The 17,382-nt window shown below is 75.3% G+C and carries 12 protein-coding genes and 1 pseudogene; 12 read left to right on the forward strand and 1 reads right to left on the reverse strand.

Going from position 1 to position 17,382, the window contains the following annotated elements:
- Positions 1 to 397: 397 nt before the first annotated feature.
- The 4 genes and pseudogenes from ACI796_RS07755 (at position 398) to ACI796_RS07770 (ending at position 6,458) form a co-directional block, all read left to right on the forward strand.
- A complete protein-coding gene (locus ACI796_RS07755; RefSeq protein ID WP_456940654.1) occupies positions 398 to 601 on the forward strand; it encodes a hypothetical protein in 204 nt (67 codons plus the stop codon).
- Between the two features lie 116 nt (positions 602 to 717).
- Positions 718 to 3,426, forward strand: coding sequence for a hypothetical protein (locus tag ACI796_RS07760; protein WP_456940655.1), 2,709 nt, complete (start codon positions 718 to 720; stop codon positions 3,424 to 3,426).
- Between the two features lie 214 nt (positions 3,427 to 3,640).
- Positions 3,641 to 4,057 (forward strand): annotated as a pseudogene (locus ACI796_RS07765) (ATP-binding protein); the annotation flags it as partial.
- 796 nt (positions 4,058 to 4,853) lie between these two features.
- Positions 4,854 to 6,458 carry a LuxR C-terminal-related transcriptional regulator gene (locus ACI796_RS07770; protein WP_456940656.1) on the forward strand — a complete coding sequence of 535 codons (1,605 nt, stop codon included), beginning with the start codon at positions 4,854 to 4,856 and terminating at the stop codon, positions 6,456 to 6,458.
- Between the two features lie 138 nt (positions 6,459 to 6,596).
- Here the strand turns inward: ACI796_RS07770 and bldD are convergent, their stop codons facing one another.
- Positions 6,597 to 7,133, reverse strand: a complete 537-nt coding sequence (gene bldD, locus ACI796_RS07775; protein WP_387986855.1) for a transcriptional regulator BldD — start codon at positions 7,131 to 7,133, stop codon at positions 6,597 to 6,599.
- Positions 7,134 to 7,364: 231 nt separating this feature from the next.
- On the opposite strand from bldD, the gene pyrR reads away from it, so the two are divergent.
- The 8 genes from pyrR to ACI796_RS07815 are packed head-to-tail and all read left to right on the forward strand — an operon-like array spanning position 7,365 to position 17,107.
- On the forward strand, positions 7,365 to 7,958 hold the full coding sequence (pyrR, locus tag ACI796_RS07780; protein WP_456940657.1) for a bifunctional pyr operon transcriptional regulator/uracil phosphoribosyltransferase PyrR: 594 nt from the start codon (positions 7,365 to 7,367) through the stop codon (positions 7,956 to 7,958).
- Positions 7,955 to 8,875 carry an aspartate carbamoyltransferase catalytic subunit gene (locus tag ACI796_RS07785; protein WP_456940658.1) on the forward strand — a complete coding sequence of 307 codons (921 nt, stop codon included), beginning with the start codon at positions 7,955 to 7,957 and terminating at the stop codon, positions 8,873 to 8,875. The genes pyrR and ACI796_RS07785 overlap by 4 nt, the downstream gene beginning before the upstream one ends.
- A complete protein-coding gene (locus tag ACI796_RS07790) occupies positions 8,872 to 10,158 on the forward strand; it encodes a dihydroorotase (protein WP_456940659.1) in 1,287 nt (428 codons plus the stop codon). Before ACI796_RS07785 ends, ACI796_RS07790 begins: the two co-directional genes overlap by 4 nt.
- Positions 10,155 to 11,321, forward strand: a complete 1,167-nt coding sequence (gene carA, locus ACI796_RS07795; RefSeq protein ID WP_456940660.1) for a glutamine-hydrolyzing carbamoyl-phosphate synthase small subunit — start codon at positions 10,155 to 10,157, stop codon at positions 11,319 to 11,321. The genes ACI796_RS07790 and carA overlap by 4 nt, the downstream gene beginning before the upstream one ends.
- Entirely contained in the window at positions 11,321 to 14,614 is a 3,294-nt protein-coding gene (carB, locus tag ACI796_RS07800; RefSeq protein WP_456940661.1) for a carbamoyl-phosphate synthase large subunit, read from the forward strand. Before carA ends, carB begins: the two co-directional genes overlap by 1 nt.
- Complete coding sequence (locus ACI796_RS07805; RefSeq protein ID WP_456940662.1) at positions 14,611 to 15,942, forward strand: dihydroorotate oxidase; 1,332 nt, start codon at positions 14,611 to 14,613, stop codon at positions 15,940 to 15,942. The genes carB and ACI796_RS07805 overlap by 4 nt, the downstream gene beginning before the upstream one ends.
- Positions 15,939 to 16,817 carry an orotidine-5'-phosphate decarboxylase gene (gene pyrF, locus ACI796_RS07810; RefSeq protein WP_456940663.1) on the forward strand — a complete coding sequence of 293 codons (879 nt, stop codon included), beginning with the start codon at positions 15,939 to 15,941 and terminating at the stop codon, positions 16,815 to 16,817. The genes ACI796_RS07805 and pyrF overlap by 4 nt, the downstream gene beginning before the upstream one ends.
- The gene (locus ACI796_RS07815) at positions 16,814 to 17,107 is read left to right on the forward strand and encodes a hypothetical protein (protein WP_456940664.1); all 294 of its coding nucleotides are present in this window, start codon (positions 16,814 to 16,816) and stop codon (positions 17,105 to 17,107) included. Before pyrF ends, ACI796_RS07815 begins: the two co-directional genes overlap by 4 nt.
- Positions 17,108 to 17,382: the final 275 nt, after the last annotated feature.

The raw sequence follows: 17,382 nt of genomic DNA on the forward strand, positions 1-17,382 counted from the left end.
CGGCTGTGTGCCGGGCCGGGGAGGGGCGGTCGTTCGCGGCCGCCCCTCCTCGCGTTGTCCCTCGCCGCGTGCAGGACGCCGCACCGGACCTCCCCACGAGGCGTCTACGTGGTGGCTGGACCGACGCCCGGGACAGCGGATCCGTACCGTCGTCCGCCGTACGGGCATGACCCAGCGGGGGCGCGTGGTCCCGGGTGCGGGGGTCAGTGGAGGGACCGGAGCAGATAGGTGCCGGACGCTGATGCCCTCGGTCCGGCGGCGGCCCGAGACTTCCGCGTGCCGATCCCGGACCGCGGCCGGGCTCGGCAGACCACGGGGCGATCAGGAGGGTCCGGCGGCACCGCTGCGGTCCTGTTCCTGGCGGACTCCATCCAGTACCGATCCTGAAGGAGACACCATGTCCACGGACCTCGAGCTCTTCGCCGACGAGCAGGTCGAGCTGCTGCCCGAGCGCACCACGATGCAGGCCGGGTTCTTCCAGAACGGCAACCTCTCCATCGCCGTCGCGGTGAACGCGGGCAACATCAACTTCGGCGGCACCCAGATCAATTCGGCCGTCGCCGCGGCGCTCGCCGGGAGCAACGTCCGCTTCGGCGGCTGACAGCGCCACGGGCCCGGCGGTTGCTGACGCACCCGCCGCGTCCAGGGGAGGGGCGGCCGGTCACCGGCCGCCCCTCCCCGTGTCCGGATCGGCCGACGAGGGACGGAGAGGGAAGCGTGACGCAGACCGAGGTCCTCGACCGCCCGGCAACGGGTGGGATCCCGCTGCCACGGCTGGCCCCGGGCACCGAGCTGCTGGGCGAGTACCAGGACTCCGCCTACGAGGACCCCCGGTTCATCATCCGCCGGGTCGACGGGCAGGTCATGCAGGTCCCTCGCCTGCTCTACCGGCTCGCCGGCTCCCTCGACGGCCGGGACACCGAGCAGGTCGCGGCCGACCTGAGCGCCGAGCTCGGCCGTGAGCTGACCGCCGACCAGGTGACCTTCCTGGTCGAGGAGCGGCTCCGGCCCGCCGGGATCATCGCTGCCGACCACGTCGACGAGCACGTCGCCGGGGCCGGGGACGCGAGCCCGCAGGCGCCGGTCCGCGCCGACCCGCTGCTGGGCCTCCGCTACCGCGCCGGTGTCATCCCGGCCGCCGTCAGCTGGCGCATCGCCGGGTTCTTCCGGCCGCTGTTCACCCGGCCGGCCTGGGTGGCGCTCGTCACCGCGTTCCTCGCCGTCGACGTCTGGATCGTCGCCCAGGGCGACGTGCTCGGCCGGATGGAGTCCGCCGTCGTCGACGTGGCCCGGCAGCCCGGGCTGGTGCTCGCCCTCCTCGGCCTCACCGTGGTCTTCACCGCCTTCCACGAGTCCGGCCACGTGACCGCCTGCCGCTACGGCGGCGCCCGTCCCGGCGAGGTCGGCGTCGGGCTCTACATCGTCTGGCCGGCGTTCTACAGCAAGGTCACCGACAGCTACCGCCTCGACCGGGTCGGGCGGCTGCGGACCGACCTGGGCGGCGTCTACTTCAACTGCATCGCCATGCTGGCGCTGGGCCTGTGCTACCTCGGGACGGGCGAGCCGTGGCTGCTCATCGCGCTGGTCACGATGCACGCGCAGACCGCCTGGCAGTTCCTCCCCAACCTGCGGATGGACGGCTACTACATCCTCGCCGACCTGGTGGGGGTCCCCGAGCTGTTCGGCTTCGTGAAGCCGGCGCTGCTGAGCCTGCTCCCGGGCCGCCCGTCCCACCCGCTCCTGCGCAGGCTCAGGCCACGGGCGCGCCGGGTGGTCGTGCTGTGGGTCGCACTGATCGTCCCCACGCTGCTCGCCTGGCTGGTCGCCGTCCTCGTCGCCCTGCCGCACCTGCTGCCCGTCGCGTGGCAGGCATCGCTGGAGTACGTCCGGCACCTCGACGCCGGAGCCCGGAGCGGGGACGTCCTGGCCACCACGCTGGGCGTCTTCCAGCTCCTGCTCCTGGCCCTGCCGTGGCTCGGCCTGGGGCTCATCCTGTGGTCACTGGCCTCCCTGGTCGCCCGGCGTCCCGTCGCCCTGGTCGCCGGCCGTCCCGCCGTCCGCTGGGCCGGGCGGGTCGGGTCGGCCCACCGGGCAGCCGTCCGCCGGGTCGGTGCGGTGGTCGGGCTGGCAGGCCTCGGCGCCCTCCTGCTCGTGCGGGTGGCCTCCGTCGCCTGGTCGCACCCGGCCACCGCGGCGGAGCTCCGGCTGGTGGACGGCGCGTGGGCCGCCCTGCACGGCGTGGACGGTGCCGCAGTGGGCTCCGGCGACCGGCTGCTGCGCCTGCAGGTGGCCGGCTACGCCTGGCTGACCGGTGCCTTCGAGCGGCACGACACGATCCTGGCGGGAGGCCGGGAACTCGCGGTCGTGGCGTCCGCGGTCCTGGTGGTGGCGCTCCTCGTGCTCGTCCGGACCCGGCGCGTGCGCCCGGTCGCGGTGGCCCTGCCCCTGCTGGCGGTGCTCGTGATGGGGCCGGCGGTCACCGTGCTCGCCACGGTCGCCAGCGGTCTGGTCGGGGCCGCGTGGGCCGCCGTGGGCGCGCTCGTGCTGAGCCGGGCACGGCGCCCCGTCGCAGGAGCGCTCGGGATCGCCGCCGTCGCGGTGGGCGTGGCGACCGAGCCCCTGGTCGCCGTCCCGCTGGCCGTGGGCATCGGGACCCACCTCGGAGCCGGATCGGGCCGGCGCGCGCGGCACGCGGGCGGACCCCGGCACGCCCGCCCGGACACGGTGGAGGGCGACACCCGACCGTGGCTGGCAGCGCTCGTCGTCCTCCCGGTCGCCGCTGTGGTGGCCACCGTGCCGAGCGGTCCGGCCGACCTCCCCCTCGGATCCTCCGAGCGCGCCGTGCTGCTGCTCCTCGCGGCGCTCGCCGTCGGCACCGGGTTCCTCCTCCGCGGCCTCCGCCTGCCGGCGGCAGCTGCCGGTGCGGCCACCGTGCCGGCCGTGGTGCCCTGGCACGGGGCCGGCACGGCGCTCCCGGTGGTGCTGGTCGCCGTGGTGCTTCTCGGCTTCCTGTTCGCCGTTGCGTGGACCGGTGGCCCGGCGGCGGCCCGACCGCACCCGCTGCTCCGGGGCACCTTCCTCGTGGCCGCCCTGGTCGTCGTGATCACCGGAGCGCTCTTCCTGCCGGTGTCCGCGCGGACCCCGCCGCACCAGCAGCTCGCCGCCTGGATCGCCGAGCAGGCCTCCTCGCGCGGCACCGTGGCGGTGCCGGCCGGGCTGTGGGGGGACCTCCTCCGGGACGGGGTCCCGCCCGATCGGCTGGTCCGGGTCGGGTCGCCGGCGGCCGCGGAGGCGGACTGGGAGGTCACGGTCGGCGGCTCCACCGCCGGTACACCGCCGGCTGCCGCCTTCGGCGGGGGGCCCGCTGTCCTCATGGTCAGTCCAGGCACGGGGACCGGGGGAGCGGCCCCCGGTCGGGCGAACTGATTGTGAGGGACGCGTCGCGCAGGGGTACGACCCGGGCCACGGGAGAGCCCGGACGTCGAATTCGGGACGAACCCGTGACTAAAGTCGCCGCGCGGGATCCGTACCAGTAGCTCGGGGGAGCGGCAGTGGCGAGGGAGCTCATGCCGGGAGCGGTGGAACGACGGACGGGCCACGGGATGCCGTGGTCCGTCCCTGATCGCGCTCGTCCCGTCTGATGGGGGCGACGCGCTGGCCCCTCACGGGCCGGGAAGCCGAGCTCCGGACCATGATCGCTGCGCTCACCGCGAGGCCGGAGCGCAGCCTGGTGATCACAGGTCCCCCGGGGGTGGGGCGGTCCCGACTGGCTCGGGAGGCCCTGACCGCCGCCGCGCAGCGGGGCCACCCGACCGCGTGGGCCGTGGCCACCGGTGCCGCGGCGCTCGTGCCGCTCGGCGCGTTGGCCCACCTCCTGCCCGCGGTGGACGACGGCGCAACCGGACTGGCCCTGCTGCAACGGGCGACCGCGGCCATCGCCGGGGACGGGACCGGTCCGACCCCGGTCCTCGGCGTCGACGACGCCCACCTGCTCGACCAGATGTCGGTGACCCTCCTGCACCAGCTCGCCGCGAGCGGTGCGGTCATGCTGGTCCTGACCGTGCGCACCGGTGCGACGGAGCCGGATCCGGCCGCCCCGCTGTGGAAGGACGGGCTGGCCGACCGGATCCACCTGGAGCCGTTGCGCCGCGCCGAGCTCGTCCGGCTGATCGGCCAGGTGCTCGGCGGGGACGTGGACGCCCGGACGGGTGAGCGACTCTGGCACCTGAGTCAAGGCAACCCGTTGTTCCTCCGGGAGCTGCTGGAGGACGGCGTCTGGAGCGGTCGGCTGACGAGGTGCGAGGGGGCGTGGCGGTGGCAGGACGCCATGCTTCCGTCCCAGCGGCTGTGTGAGATCGTGCTGGCCCAGCTGGGGCAGCTGGATGCCGCGGAATGGCGGGTGTTGGAGGTCCTCGCCACGGTCGAACCGCTGTCGGCCCGGGAGGTCGAGGCGCTGAGCAGCCGGGAGGCCGTCGCCCGGCTCGAACGCCTCGGCGTCGTCGTCGACGACGCCGAGGGGACGCCGGGTCTCGTCCGTACGGCACACCCGCTGTACACGGAGGTCGTCCGGAGCCGTACACCCGAGGCGGTGCTCCGGTCCATCCGTCGTGAGCTCCTCGCCGGCTCCGGGGACGACCGGTCCCCGGCACACGTCGCAGCCCGGTGCCTGGCACTGCTCGACGGAGGGGAGCCGGTGCCGGACGCCGGGCAGCTCACCGCGGCCCCCCCGGGTGGGGCCGCGCTGCTCGAACAAACCCAAGCCGGGCGGGAGGCGCGGGCCCCCCTCGAGGGGGGCGGGGCGGGGGCGGCCGGGCGCGCCGCAGCCCCCGCCCCCCGCGCGGCGCCCCCCCCCGATGCTCGACCACCGCCTCGCCGGGCGCCTGGCGCGGGCCGCCGTCGAGGCGGGCGGGCAGGCGCCGGCGTACCTCGCGCTGGTGGAGGCCACCACCTGGCCCGGGTCCCCGGTGGAGACCGAGGACCTCACCCGCCACGCCGCAGAGGTCGCCGTCACGGACGACGACCGCGTCGAGGCCACGGTGATCCGGGTGCTGGACCTGGCCTGCGCTCTCGGTCAGGTCGCCCAGGCGCAGGCCGTGCTCGACGCGGTGGTCCCGGCAGTCCGTTCGGACCACGGCCGCTCCCTCCTCGCGGCGACCGGGGCGGTCCTCGCGTTCTGCAGCGGCGACCCGGTCGGGGCGGTGGACCGGGCAACGGCTGTGCGCTCCACCGCCCGCGAAGGGGAGCCGGCCTGGCAGCTCGCGACCGCCGCGGCTGCACTGGGGCACGCCGTCACCGGAGCTCCGCGGTCGGCGCTGGCCAGCGTCGCCGAGGGGCGGGCCGGTCTCTCGTGGCCGGACGGGAGGAGCGTGCCCGCCTTCGTGTACCTGGCGTTGACGCAGGCCGAGGTCATGGCGCTCCGCCTGAGCGGACGGGTGCGTGAGCTCGAGTCCCTCGCTGCCGACCTCCACCGGCGCAACCTGGCCGGCCCGGAGTGGTACGGGGACGCCGTCGCCTCCCTGCACTGTGGCTGGGCCGCGCTCGCCGCCGGGCGGGTACGAGTGGCGGCCCGCTGGCTGGTCAGCGCCTACGCGGGCCTGCGGAGGGCCGACCCGCTGGGTCTCCTGCCGGTGTGCCGCTCCCAGCTCGCGATGGCGCGGGCGCTCCTCGGCGACGTCGACGCCGCACGCGGGCTCGTCGCCGAACTCGACGAAGCCGCCTCCGCCGCGCTCCCCGTCTACGCCCCCTTCGTCCTCGTCGCGCGCGCCGTGGTGGCCGGTGCCCAGGGACACTCCGCCGAAGCCGCCCGGCTCAGCCGGGAGGCCGCTCGAAGCGCCGCCGAGCAGGGGCAGGTGGCGACCGAGGCGGTCGTCCTGCACACCACCTTCCGCTTCGGGCGCCCGCTCCACGTGGTCGACCGGCTCGGCGTCCTCGCCCGGCGCTGCGAGTCGGCCTACGTGCAGGACCTCGCCGACCACGTGGGGGCGATCGTGGCCGAGAACGGGAACGACCTCGACGTGCTGAGCCGCCGCTTCGAGGAGGCCGGCCTGCTGCTGACCGCTGCGGACGCCGCCGCGGAGGCGGCGGCCGCCCACGAGCGCCGCGGCGCGCGGCGCCCGGCGGCCACGGCCATGGCACGGGCCGTCACGCTGGCACGCGAGTGTGGCCTGGCAGGCAGTCAGTCCCTGCAGGCGCTGCTGCCCCCGTCCCTGACCGCACGGGAGCAGGAGGTGGCTCGGCTGGCCAGCCTCGGGTTGAGCAACGTGCAGATCGCGGACCGGCTGGTCGTGTCGGTGCGCACCGTCGAGGCGCACCTCTCCCACATCTACGGCAAGCTGGGCATCACCGGGCGGACCGAGCTGTCCGACGCGCTCGTGGACCCGCCACCGCGCACAGGCCCCCCGAACGGCGCCCGGGGGGAGCTGATGCTGCGCGGTCGGCGGCTGTCCGCGCGGCTGTGACCGCGGGCCCGGGCGGGCGCGGACACAGGCCCCGGTCACCCGAGCCGGACCGACCCGGCCGGTGGCCGGGGCGTACGCACTCCGCAGCCCGGTCTCGTCGTGCTGTCGCGAGGCCTGCCGCGGGACAGCGGTGTTTCCTCAGCGGGGGGCGCGGCGCCGGTCCCAGGCCTCGTCCTCGTCGTCGACGGGGCCGCCGACGCCGTCCATGCCGGGGTTGAGCACGCCCCACTCGATGAGCCGGGTGGTGAGCTCGTCGGGGCTCATGTCGTAGATGATCGCCAGCGACTTCAGGTCCTCCGCGCGGATGGAGAGGACCTTGCCGTTGTAGTCGTGGCGCTGGGCCTGGATGGTCGAGGCGTAACGGGCGAGCGGGCCGGCCTCGTCGGCGGGCAGCGAGCCCAGCGACTCCAGGTTCAGCACGATCTTCGTCGTCGAGGTGACGGCCGACGAGGGCCGCGGGTCGGGCAGCAACTCGGAGACCGGCACGCCGTAGAACACGGCGAGCTCGGAGAGCCGCTGCACGGTCACCGCGCGGTCCCCGCGTTCGTAGGACCCGACGACGACGGCCTTCCAGCGTCCGTGCGACTTGTCCTCCACGCCCTGGAGGGAGAGACCCTGCTGGTTGCGGATTGCTCGCAGCCGGGCGCCGAGTGCCCGCGAGTAGTCGGTGCTCATGCGTCTCTGCTCACTGTCCGTCGTGGTGTCCGGGGCTGGTCCGTCACGCAGCGTACTCACAAGTGGCGGATGGCAACAGCGCCTCCCTCGTGCGGGCCATCCTGGGACACCGGCGCCCACCTGCGGGGTCACGACGCGCGACGACGGTCACACGGGGGTGTGCAGTACGGTCGAGACCGGTCCACCCCACTCCTTTAACGACCCGTCCCGTGAGGCGGGGAAGGAGGCCTGATGGCCGGCACGACCGGGCCCCTGCCCGGGAACCAGTCCCCAGACCCGTCCGGCGGCCCGGCGCCCACCGTGCTGCTCGCCGCCGCCGACGTGGCCCGCGTCGTCGACCGCATCGCGCACCAGGTGATCGAGAAGGCCGGCGACGCGCTGCCCGACCTCGTCCTGGTCGGCATCCCCACCCGCGGCGCCCCGCTGGCCCGCCGGCTGGCCGCCCGCGTCGCCGCCTTCGCCGGCACCGCGGTCGACGTCGGCACCGTCGACATCACCCTCTACCGCGACGACCTGCGGATGCGCGGCGTCCGGGCGCTGGAGGACACCGTCCTGCCGTCCGCGGGGATCGACGGCCGGCTGGTCGTCCTCGTCGACGACGTCCTGTTCTCCGGCCGCTCGGTGCGCGCGGCACTCGACGCGCTGCGCGACCTCGGCCGGCCCCGCGCGGTGCAGCTGGCCGTCCTGGTCGACCGCGGCCACCGCGAGCTGCCGATCCGCGCCGACTACGTGGGCAAGAACGTGCCCACCTCGCGCGCGCAGAAGGTGCGGGTCCACCTCGCCGAGACCGACGGCGCCGACGAGGTGCTGGTGACCGGCCGGTGAAGCGGCACCTCCTGGACGCGGCCGACCTCGACCGCGCCGACGCCACGCTGGTCCTCGACACCGCCGCGCAGATCGACCAGGCGCTGGCCGGCCGCGAGGTCAAGAAGCTGCCCACGCTGCGCGGCCGGACGGTGGTCAACCTCTTCTACGAGGACTCCACCCGCACCCGCATCTCCTTCGAGCTCGCGGCCAAGCGGCTGTCCGCCGACGTCATCAACTTCTCCGCCAAGGGCAGCAGCGTGTCCAAGGGCGAGAGCCTCAAGGACACCGCGCTCACCCTCGAGGCGATGGGCAGCGACGCGATCGTCGTCCGCCACTCGGCGTCCGGCGCCCCGCACCGGCTGGCCGGCTGGGTGCGCGGCAGCGTCGTCAACGCCGGCGACGGAACGCACGAGCACCCCACCCAGGCGCTGCTGGACGCCTACACGATCCGCCGCCGGCTGGGCCGGCTGGACGGCGTGCGGGTGGCGATCGTCGGCGACGTGCTGCACAGCCGGGTGGCCCGCTCCAACGTCTGGCTGCTGACGACGCTCGGCGCGGAGGTCACCCTCGTCGCGCCGCCGACGCTGCTCCCGGTCGGAGTCGGGTCCTGGCCGGTGCAGGTCTCCTACGACCTCGACGCCGTGCTGCCCAAGGCCGACGTCGTGATGATGCTGCGGGTCCAGCTCGAGCGGATGAACGCCTCGTTCTTCCCCAGCGCCCGTGAGTACAGCCGCCGCTACGGCCTGGACGCCGTGCGGATGGCGGTGCTGGCGGACGACGCGATCGTCATGCACCCCGGCCCGATGAACCGCGGCATGGAGATCGCCGCCGACGTCGCCGACTCGGTCCGCTCGACGATCGTCGAACAGGTCGGCAACGGCGTCAGCGTGCGGATGGCCGTGCTCTACCTGCTGCTCGGAGGAACGCCCTCGTGACCACGCTGATCAAGGGGGCACGCGTCCTCGGCGGCGAGCCCGCCGACCTGCTGCTGAAGGACGGCCGGATCGCCGCCATCGGGGGCCGGCTGTCCGCCACCGGCGCCGACGTCGTCGACGCCGGCGGGCTGGTCGCCCTGCCCGGCCTGGTCGACCTGCACACCCACCTGCGCGAGCCCGGCCGCGAGGACGCCGAGACGGTGGAGACCGGCAGCCGGGCCGCGGCGCTGGGCGGGTTCACCGCGGTGCACGCCATGGCCAACACCGACCCGGTCGCCGACACCGCCGGCGTCGTCGAGCAGGTGTGGCGCCTGGGCCAGGAGGCCGGGCTGGTCGACGTCGTCCCGGTCGGCGCGGTCACCGTCGGGCTGCGTGGCGAGCGGCTGGCCGAGCTCGGCGCGATGGCCGACTCCGCCGCCCGGGTGCGGGTCTTCTCCGACGACGGGCACTGCGTCGCCGACCCGGCGCTCATGCGCCGCGCGCTGGAGTACGTGAAGGCCTTCGACGGCGTCGTCGCCCAGCACGCCGAGGAGCCGCGGCTGACCGCCGGGGCGCAGATGAACGAGGGCGACCGCTCGGCCCGGCTCGGGCTGACCGGCTGGCCGGCCGCCGCCGAGGAGGCGGTCATCGCCCGCGACGTGCTGCTCGCCCAGCACGTCGGCGCCCGGCTGCACGTCTGCCATGTCTCCACCGCCGGCTCGGTGGAGATCCTGCGGTGGGCCAAGTCCCGCGGCGTGCAGGTGACCGCCGAGGTCACCCCGCACCACCTGCTGCTCACCGAGGCCTGCGCGGAGTCCTACGACCCGGTGTTCAAGGTCAACCCGCCGCTGCGCACCGACGAGGACGTGCAGGCCCTCCGGCAGGGCCTGGCCGACGGCACGATCGACGCCGTCGCCACCGACCACGCGCCGCACGCGGTGGAGGACAAGGAGAGCGAGTGGGCGCAGGCCCGGCCCGGGATGCTCGGGCTGGAGCAGGCGCTGTCGGTCGTCCTGGAGACGCTGGTGGAACCCGGCCTGCTCGACTGGGCCGGCGTCGCCGACCGCATGTCGGCCCGCCCCGCGGCCATCGGCCGCCTGGCCGGTCACGGGCGCCCGCTGGCGCCGGGTGAGCCGGCCAACCTGCTGCTGCTCGACCCCGCCGCCCGGGCCACCGTCGACCCGGCCGCGCTGGCCAGCCGCAGCCGCAACAGCCCCTACGCCGGCCGGGAGCTGCCCGGCCGCGTGGTCGCCACGTTCCTGCGGGGCGAGGCGACCGTCCTGGACGGAAAGGCAGTGAAGTGAGCGAGGCGATCCTCGTCCTCGAGGACGGGCGGACGTTCCGCGGCGAGTCCTACGGCAAGGTCGGCACGACGGTCGGCGAGGCGGTGTTCGCCACCGGCATGACCGGCTACCAGGAGACGCTGACCGACCCCAGCTACGCCGGCCAGATCGTCACGATGACCGCGCCGCACGTCGGCAACACCGGCGTCAACGGCGAGGACGACGAGAGCCGCCGCATGTGGGTGGCCGGCTTCGTCGTCCGCGACCCCGCCCGCCGCCCGGCCAACTGGCGGGCCACCGGCAGCCTCGACGACGAGCTGGCCGCGCAGGGCGTCGTCGGGATCAGCGGCATCGACACCCGCGCCCTCACCCGGCACCTGCGCGAGCGCGGCGCGATGCGCGCCGGGATCAGCAGCGAGTCCACCGACCCCGACGCGCTGCTCGCCCGGGTGCGCGCCGCCGAGGGCATGGTCGGCGCCGACCTCGCGCCGCACGTGAGCACCCGCGAGCCCTACGTCGTCCCGGCGGTGGGGGAGCGGCGGTTCACCATCGCCGCGCTCGACCTCGGCATCAAGACCGCCACCCCGCGGCACCTGGCCGAGCTCGGCGTCGAGACGCACGTGCTGCCCTCGACCGCCACCGCGCAGGACCTGCTCGCCGCCGGCCCCGACGGCGTGTTCCTCTCCAACGGCCCCGGCGACCCGGCCGCGGCCGACTACGCCGTCGCCGCGGTGCGGGGCGTGCTCGCCGCCGGCCGGCCGCTGTTCGGCATCTGCTTCGGCAACCAGATCCTCGGCCGCGCGCTGGGCCTGGGCACCTACAAGCTGCGCTTCGGCCACCGCGGCCTGAACCAGCCGGTGCTCGACCGGGTCAGCGGCACCGTCCGGGTGACCAGCCACAACCACGGGTTCGCCGTCGACGCGCCGCTGGACCGGCCCACCGACACCCCCTACGGGCGGGTCGAGGTCAGCCACGTCGGCCTCAACGACGACGTCGTCGAGGGGCTGCGGCTGCTCGACGCCCCGGCGTTCAGCGTCCAGTTCCACCCCGAGTCCGCCGCCGGCCCGCACGACGCCGCGCCGCTGTTCCAGCGGTTCGTGGACCTCCTGCAGGCCAGGCGGGACGGCGGGGACGCGGTCAGCCCCGCGCCGCGGGTCCAGCACAGCAGCGGGGGGAACGCCTGATGCCCAAGCGCACCGACATCTCGCACGTCCTGGTCATCGGCTCCGGGCCGATCCTCATCGGCCAGGCCGCGGAGTTCGACTACTCCGGCACCCAGGCCTGCCGCGTGCTGCGCGCCGAGGGCCTGCGGGTCAGCCTGGTCAACAGCAACCCGGCGACGATCATGACCGATCCCGACGTCGCCGACGCCACCTACGTCGAGCCGCTGACGCCGGAGTTCGTCGAGCGGGTCATCGCCAAGGAGCGCCCGGACGCGCTGCTGGCCACCCTCGGCGGGCAGACCGCGCTCAACATCGCCATCGGCCTGTACGAGAACGGCACGCTGGAGCGCTACGGCGTGCGACTGATCGGCGCGGACGTCGACGCGATCAACCGCGGCGAGGACCGGCAGATGTTCAAGGACATCGTCCGGTCGATCGGCGCCGACGCGCCGCGCTCGCGCGTCTGCTCCACCGTCGAGGAGGCGCTGGAGACCGCCGCCGAGGTCGGCTACCCCGTCGTCATCCGGCCGAGCTTCACCATGGGCGGCCTCGGCTCGGGCTTCGCCACCGACGAGGCGATGCTGCGCCGGATGGCCTCCCACGGCCTGGCCGACTCCCCGGTGCACACCGTGCTGATCGAGGAGTCGGTGCTCGGCTGGAAGGAGTACGAGCTCGAGCTCATGCGCGACCGCAGCGACAACGTGGTCGTCATCTGCTCGATCGAGAACGTCGACGCGATGGGCGTGCACACCGGCGACTCGGTCACCGTCGCGCCCGCGATGACGCTCACCGACCGCGAGTACCAGCGGATGCGCGACGTCGGCATCGCGGTGCTGCGCGAGGTCGGCGTGGACACCGGCGGCTGCAACATCCAGTTCGCCGTCAACCCGGCCGACGGGCGCCTGGTCGTCATCGAGATGAACCCGCGCGTCTCCCGGTCGAGCGCGCTGGCGTCGAAGGCCACCGGCTTCCCGATCGCCAAGATCGCCGCGAAGCTCGCCATCGGCTACACCCTCGACGAGATCACCAACGACATCACCGGCGTCACCCCGGCCAGCTTCGAGCCGGCGCTGGACTACGTGGTCGTGAAGATCCCGCGGTTCGCGTTCGAGAAGTTCCCCGGCGCCGACCCGCGGCTGACCACGACGATGAAGAGCGTCGGGGAGGTCATGGCGCTGGGCCGCAACTTCCCCGAGGCGCTGGGCAAGGCGATGCGGTCCACCGAGACCAAGGTCGCCGGCTTCTGGACCGGGGGCGAGGACCCGCGGTCGGCCGAGGAGCTGCTCGAGGCGCTGCGCACCCCGGTCGACGGCCGGCTCTACGTCGCCGAGGCCGCGCTGCGGGCCGGCGCCACCGTCGAGCAGGTCGCCGAGGCCAGCGGCTTCGACCCGTGGTTCGTCGACCAGCTCGCGCTGGTCGGCGAGGTCGGCGCCGAGGTCCGCGAGGCGCCCGCGCTCACCGCGGAGCTGCTGCGCAAGGCCAAGCGGCACGGGCTGTCCGACCGGCAGGTCGCCGCGCTGCGCCCCGAACTCGCCGGCGAGGACGGCGTCCGGACGCTGCGCCGCCGGCTCGGCGTGCGGCCGGTGTTCAAGACCGTGGACACCTGCGCCGCCGAGTTCGCCGCCCGCACGCCGTACCACTACTCGTCCTACGACGAGGAGACCGAGGTCGAGCCGCGCGAGAAGCCGGCCGTGCTGATCCTCGGCTCGGGGCCCAACCGGATCGGGCAGGGCATCGAGTTCGACTACTCGTGCGTGCACGCGGTCATGGCGCTGCAGGACGCCGGCTACGAGGCCGTGATGGTCAACTGCAACCCCGAGACCGTCTCCACCGACTACGACACCGCCGACCGGCTGTACTTCGAGCCGCTGACCTTCGAGGACGTCCTCGAGGTGGTCGAGGCCGAGCGCGCCGCCGGGCCGGTGGCCGGGGTGATCTGCACCCTGGGCGGGCAGACGCCGCTGGGTCTCGCGCAGCGGCTCAAGGACGCCGGCGTGCCGGTCCTGGGGACCTCGCCGGAGGCCATCGACGACGCCGAGGACCGCGCCGCGTTCTCCCGGGTGCTCGCCGACGCCCGGCTCCGCGCGCCCGAGCACGGCACCGCGACGACGTTCGCCGAGGCCCGGGAGATCGCCGCCGGCATCGGCTACCCGGTGCTGGTGCGGCCCTCCTACGTGCTCGGCGGGCGCGGCATGGAGATCGTCTACGACGACGCCACGCTCGAGGCCTACATCGCCAAGGCCACCGACGTCAGCCCGGAGCACCCGGTGCTGGTCGACCGGTTCCTGGAGGACGCCGTCGAGATCGACGTCGACGCGCTCTACGACGGCACCGAGCTCTACCTCGGCGGCGTCATGGAGCACATCGAGGAGGCCGGCATCCACTCCGGCGACTCCGCGTGCGCGCTGCCGCCGATCACCCTGGGCTCCTCCGACCTCGCGCAGATCCGCAGCGCCACCGAGGCGCTGGCCGCCCGGATCGGCGTCCGCGGGCTGCTCAACGTGCAGTACGCGCTCAAGGACGACGTCCTGTACGTGCTGGAGGCCAACCCGCGGGCCAGCCGCACGGTGCCGTTCGTGTCCAAGGCGACGGCGGTGCAGCTGGCCAAGGCCGCGGCGCGGATCGCGGTGGGGGAGACGATCGCCGACCTGCGCACCGCCGGGGTGCTGCCCGCCACCGGCGACGGCGCCGACCTGCCCGAGGACGCGCCGATCGCGGTCAAGGAGGCGGTGCTGCCCTTCCACCGGTTCCGCACCGTCGAGGGCCACGGCGTCGACACCGTCCTGTCGCCGGAGATGAAGTCCACCGGCGAGGTCATGGGCCTCGACGACGGCTTCGGGACCGCGTTCGCCAAGTCCCAGGCCGCCGCCTACGGCTCGCTGCCCACCGAGGGCACGGTGTTCGTCTCGCTGGCCAACCGGGACAAGCGGGCCGCGGTGTTCCCGGTCAAGCGGCTGGCCGACCTCGGCTTCCGGGTGCTCGCGACCGCCGGCACCGCGCAGGTGCTGCGCCGCAACGGCGTCGAGTGCGAGGTGGTCGGCAAGTACAGCGAGGGGCCGGGCAACTGCGTCGAGCGGATCCTCGCCGGCGACGTCGACGTCGTGGTCAACACGCCGTTCGGGTCGCCGGGCAACAGCGGGCCGCGGCTGGACGGCTACGAGATCCGCACCGCGGCGGTGGCCGCCGGCATCCCCTGCGTCACCACGGTGCAGGGGCTGGCGGCGGCGGTGCAGGGCGTCGAGGCGCTGCGCCGCGGCGGCCTCGGGGTGCGCAGCCTGCAGGAGGTCCACGCCGCGCTGGCCCCGCGTCCGTGAGCGACGTCGCCGCCGTGCGGGACGACCTGGTCGCCCGCGGGCTGGTCGACGGGCTGGCGGCGGCGTTCCTCGCCGGGGTCACCCGGTTCGCGACGCCGCCGGCCGCCGAGCTCGCCGCCCTGCGGGCCGACGCCGAGAGCCTGGCCGCGCGGCTGGCGGCGGGGGAGGCCGGCGACGCCGACCTGCCGCTGCTCACCCGGGTGGCGTTCTTCGCCGGGCACGGCGGGCTGCTCGCCGCACACGGCGTGCGGACGCCGTCCTACGACCTGCTCGGCTCCTACCGCGACAACCTGCTGACCCCGGTCGGCCCGCGGCTGCCCGAGCGTCCGCGGGCCGGCGACCGGCGGTGGCGGGTGCTCGGCCGCGACGTCGGGTTCCCGCTCGGGGTGCCGGCGTGCGTGCTCAACGGGGGCGAGGAGTGGGTGCGCTTCCACGCCCGCAACGGGTTCAGCGTGCTCACCTACAAGACGGTGCGCAGCCGGGCGCACGAGCCGAACGTGCAGCCGAACTGGACGTTCGCGCCGCGCCCGCCCGGCGACGCCGTCGTCTCGGACCCGTGGGACTGGGTGGAGCCCGGCTCCCCGGGGGTCAGCACGGTGAACTCCTTCGGCGTCCCGTCGCCGGCGCCGGAGGAGTGGATGGCCGACCTCGAGCGGTCACTGGCCGCCGTCGACGCCGACCAGCTGCTGCTGGCCAGCGTCATGGGGTCCGGCGACGGCCCCGCGCTGGTCGACGACTTCGCGCGGGTCGCGGCGATGGCGCAGGAGGCCGGCGCGACGGTCGTCGAGCTGAACCTGTCCTGCCCGAACACGCTGTCGGCCTCGCCGGACGGTGTGAGGCCGCCGCTGTGCCTGGACGCGGACGCCACCGTCGCCGTCGTCGAGGGCGTGCGCCGGGCGCTGGACGACCGCACCGGGCTGGTCGCCAAGCTGTCCTGGCTCGACGGGGACCGGCTGGCCGCGCTGGTGCCCCGGCTGGCGCCGCTGGTCGACGGCGTCGCGGGCATCAACACGGTGGCGAGCCGGGTGGTGCGCGGCGACGGCGAGCCGACCTTCCCCGGCCGCGCGGTGGCCGGGCTGTCGGGGGCGGCCGTCCGCGGGCAGGCGCTCGACCTCACCCGCCGGCTGGTGGCGCTGCGCGAGGCGTCCGGCCGGCGCTTCGACGTGCTGGCGATGGGCGGGGTGACCGACCCGGCGTCGTTCGCGGCGCTGTTCGACGCCGGCGCCGACGCCGTGCAGTCCGCCTCTGGCGCGTTCGCCGACCCCTTCCTCGCCCGCGACTGCATCGCCGCGCACGGCGGCACCCTGCCGCGGTCGGTGCCCCGGTGAGCGCGCCGTTCGGGCAGCGCCTGGCCGACGCCGTCGCCGCCCGCGGGCCGCTGTGCGTGGGCATCGACCCGCACGCGCCGCTGCTGGAGCGCTGGGGCCTGGCCGACGACGTCGACGGGCTGCGCCGGTTCACCGACACGGTGGTCGACGCCCTCGCCGGCGAGGTCGCCGTGCTCAAGCCGCAGTCGGCGTTCTTCGAGCGGCACGGCTCCCGCGGGCTGGCCGTGCTGGAGGACGCCGTCACCCGCGCCCGCGCGGCCGGGGCGCTGGTGCTGCTCGACACCAAGCGCGGCGACATCGGCTCGACCATGGACGCCTACGCCGACGTGCTGCGCCCGGAGCACCCGTGCGCCGTCGACGCGCTCACCGTCAGCCCCTACCTCGGGCCGGGCTCGCTCCAGCCGGCCGTGGACACCGCCCGGCTCACCGGCGGCGGGCTGTTCGTGCTGGCCCGCACGTCCAACCCCGACGCCGGCACGCTGCAGCACGCGGCGGTGGGGGAGCGGTCGGTGGCGCAGGTCGTCGTCGACACCGTCCGCGGGTGGAACACCCCCGGCTGGGTGGTCGGCGACCCGCTGCCCGACCTCGGCGCGGTGCGGGACCTCGGCAGCCGCTGGGGCGCCACGACCGGGTCGTTCGGCGTCGTCGTCGGCGCCACGCTGCGCGAGCTCGACGTCGACCTCGACGGGCTCGGCGGCCCGGTGCTGGCGCCGGGGCTGGGCGCCCAGGGCGGCTCGGCCGCGGACCTGCGGCGGCTGTTCGGCACCGGCCGCGCCGTCGTCCCGACCGTCTCCCGCGACGTCCTCGCCGCCGGCCCGGACCCGGCCGCGCTGCGCGCCGCGGCCGCCCGCTGGGCGGAGGAGCTCTCCCGGTGAGGCGCGTGCTGCCGTGGGCGGTCGCGGCGCTGGGCCTGGCGCTCGCCGTCGCGGGGGTCGCCGTCTTCTGGTGGACGAACACCCGCCCGCCGTCGAGTGCCGGCTGGACCGCGTACGCCCCGCTGGAGGAGGTCGAAGCCGCCTTCGAGAGCACGCTGACCCTGACGTCCGGCCCCGGGACGGTGGTCTGGGGGACCGGGCACCTGGTCGGGGCGGGCCTCGCGGTCGCCGGGGCCCTGGTCCTGGCCGCCGTCGGCGGGTGGGCCCTGGGCCGGCGGTCGGCCCGCTGACGGGCTGCCCGGGCGCGCCACCCGGCGTGTCACGCCCGGGCGCGTCGGGGTCGCCGGGCCGATACGAATGCGTTTCGTATACTTCGTGACCTGCGGTGTTCACGGAGGGTCACAGCAGGCCTCCACAGGACGTCACGAGCGGACGACCGGAGATCGAAAAGGTCGTGCAAACAGCGCGTGACCTGCGGATTCGTGGTTACTAGGTTGATCGTCGGTGCCCAGACCGCGGGCCCGCACCCGACACCGCACGTACCCGCCGGGTCGCAGATCCCCGG

It is taken from the genome of Geodermatophilus sp. SYSU D00525 (genome assembly GCF_054050475.1).

What these genes read in the sequence shown, in the direction of transcription:
- carB (WP_456940661.1), top strand. Translation starts at nt 11,321, where the DNA reads ATGCCCAAGCGCACCGACATCTCGCACGTCCTGGTCATCGGCTCCGGG.
- bldD (WP_387986855.1), bottom strand. Translation starts at nt 7,133, where the DNA reads ATGAGCACCGACTACTCGCGGGCACTCGGCGCCCGGCTGCGAGCAATC.
- ACI796_RS07770 (WP_456940656.1), top strand. Translation starts at nt 4,854, where the DNA reads ATGCTCGACCACCGCCTCGCCGGGCGCCTGGCGCGGGCCGCCGTCGAG.
- ACI796_RS07755 (WP_456940654.1), top strand. Translation starts at nt 398, where the DNA reads ATGTCCACGGACCTCGAGCTCTTCGCCGACGAGCAGGTCGAGCTGCTG.
- pyrR (WP_456940657.1), top strand. Translation starts at nt 7,365, where the DNA reads ATGGCCGGCACGACCGGGCCCCTGCCCGGGAACCAGTCCCCAGACCCG.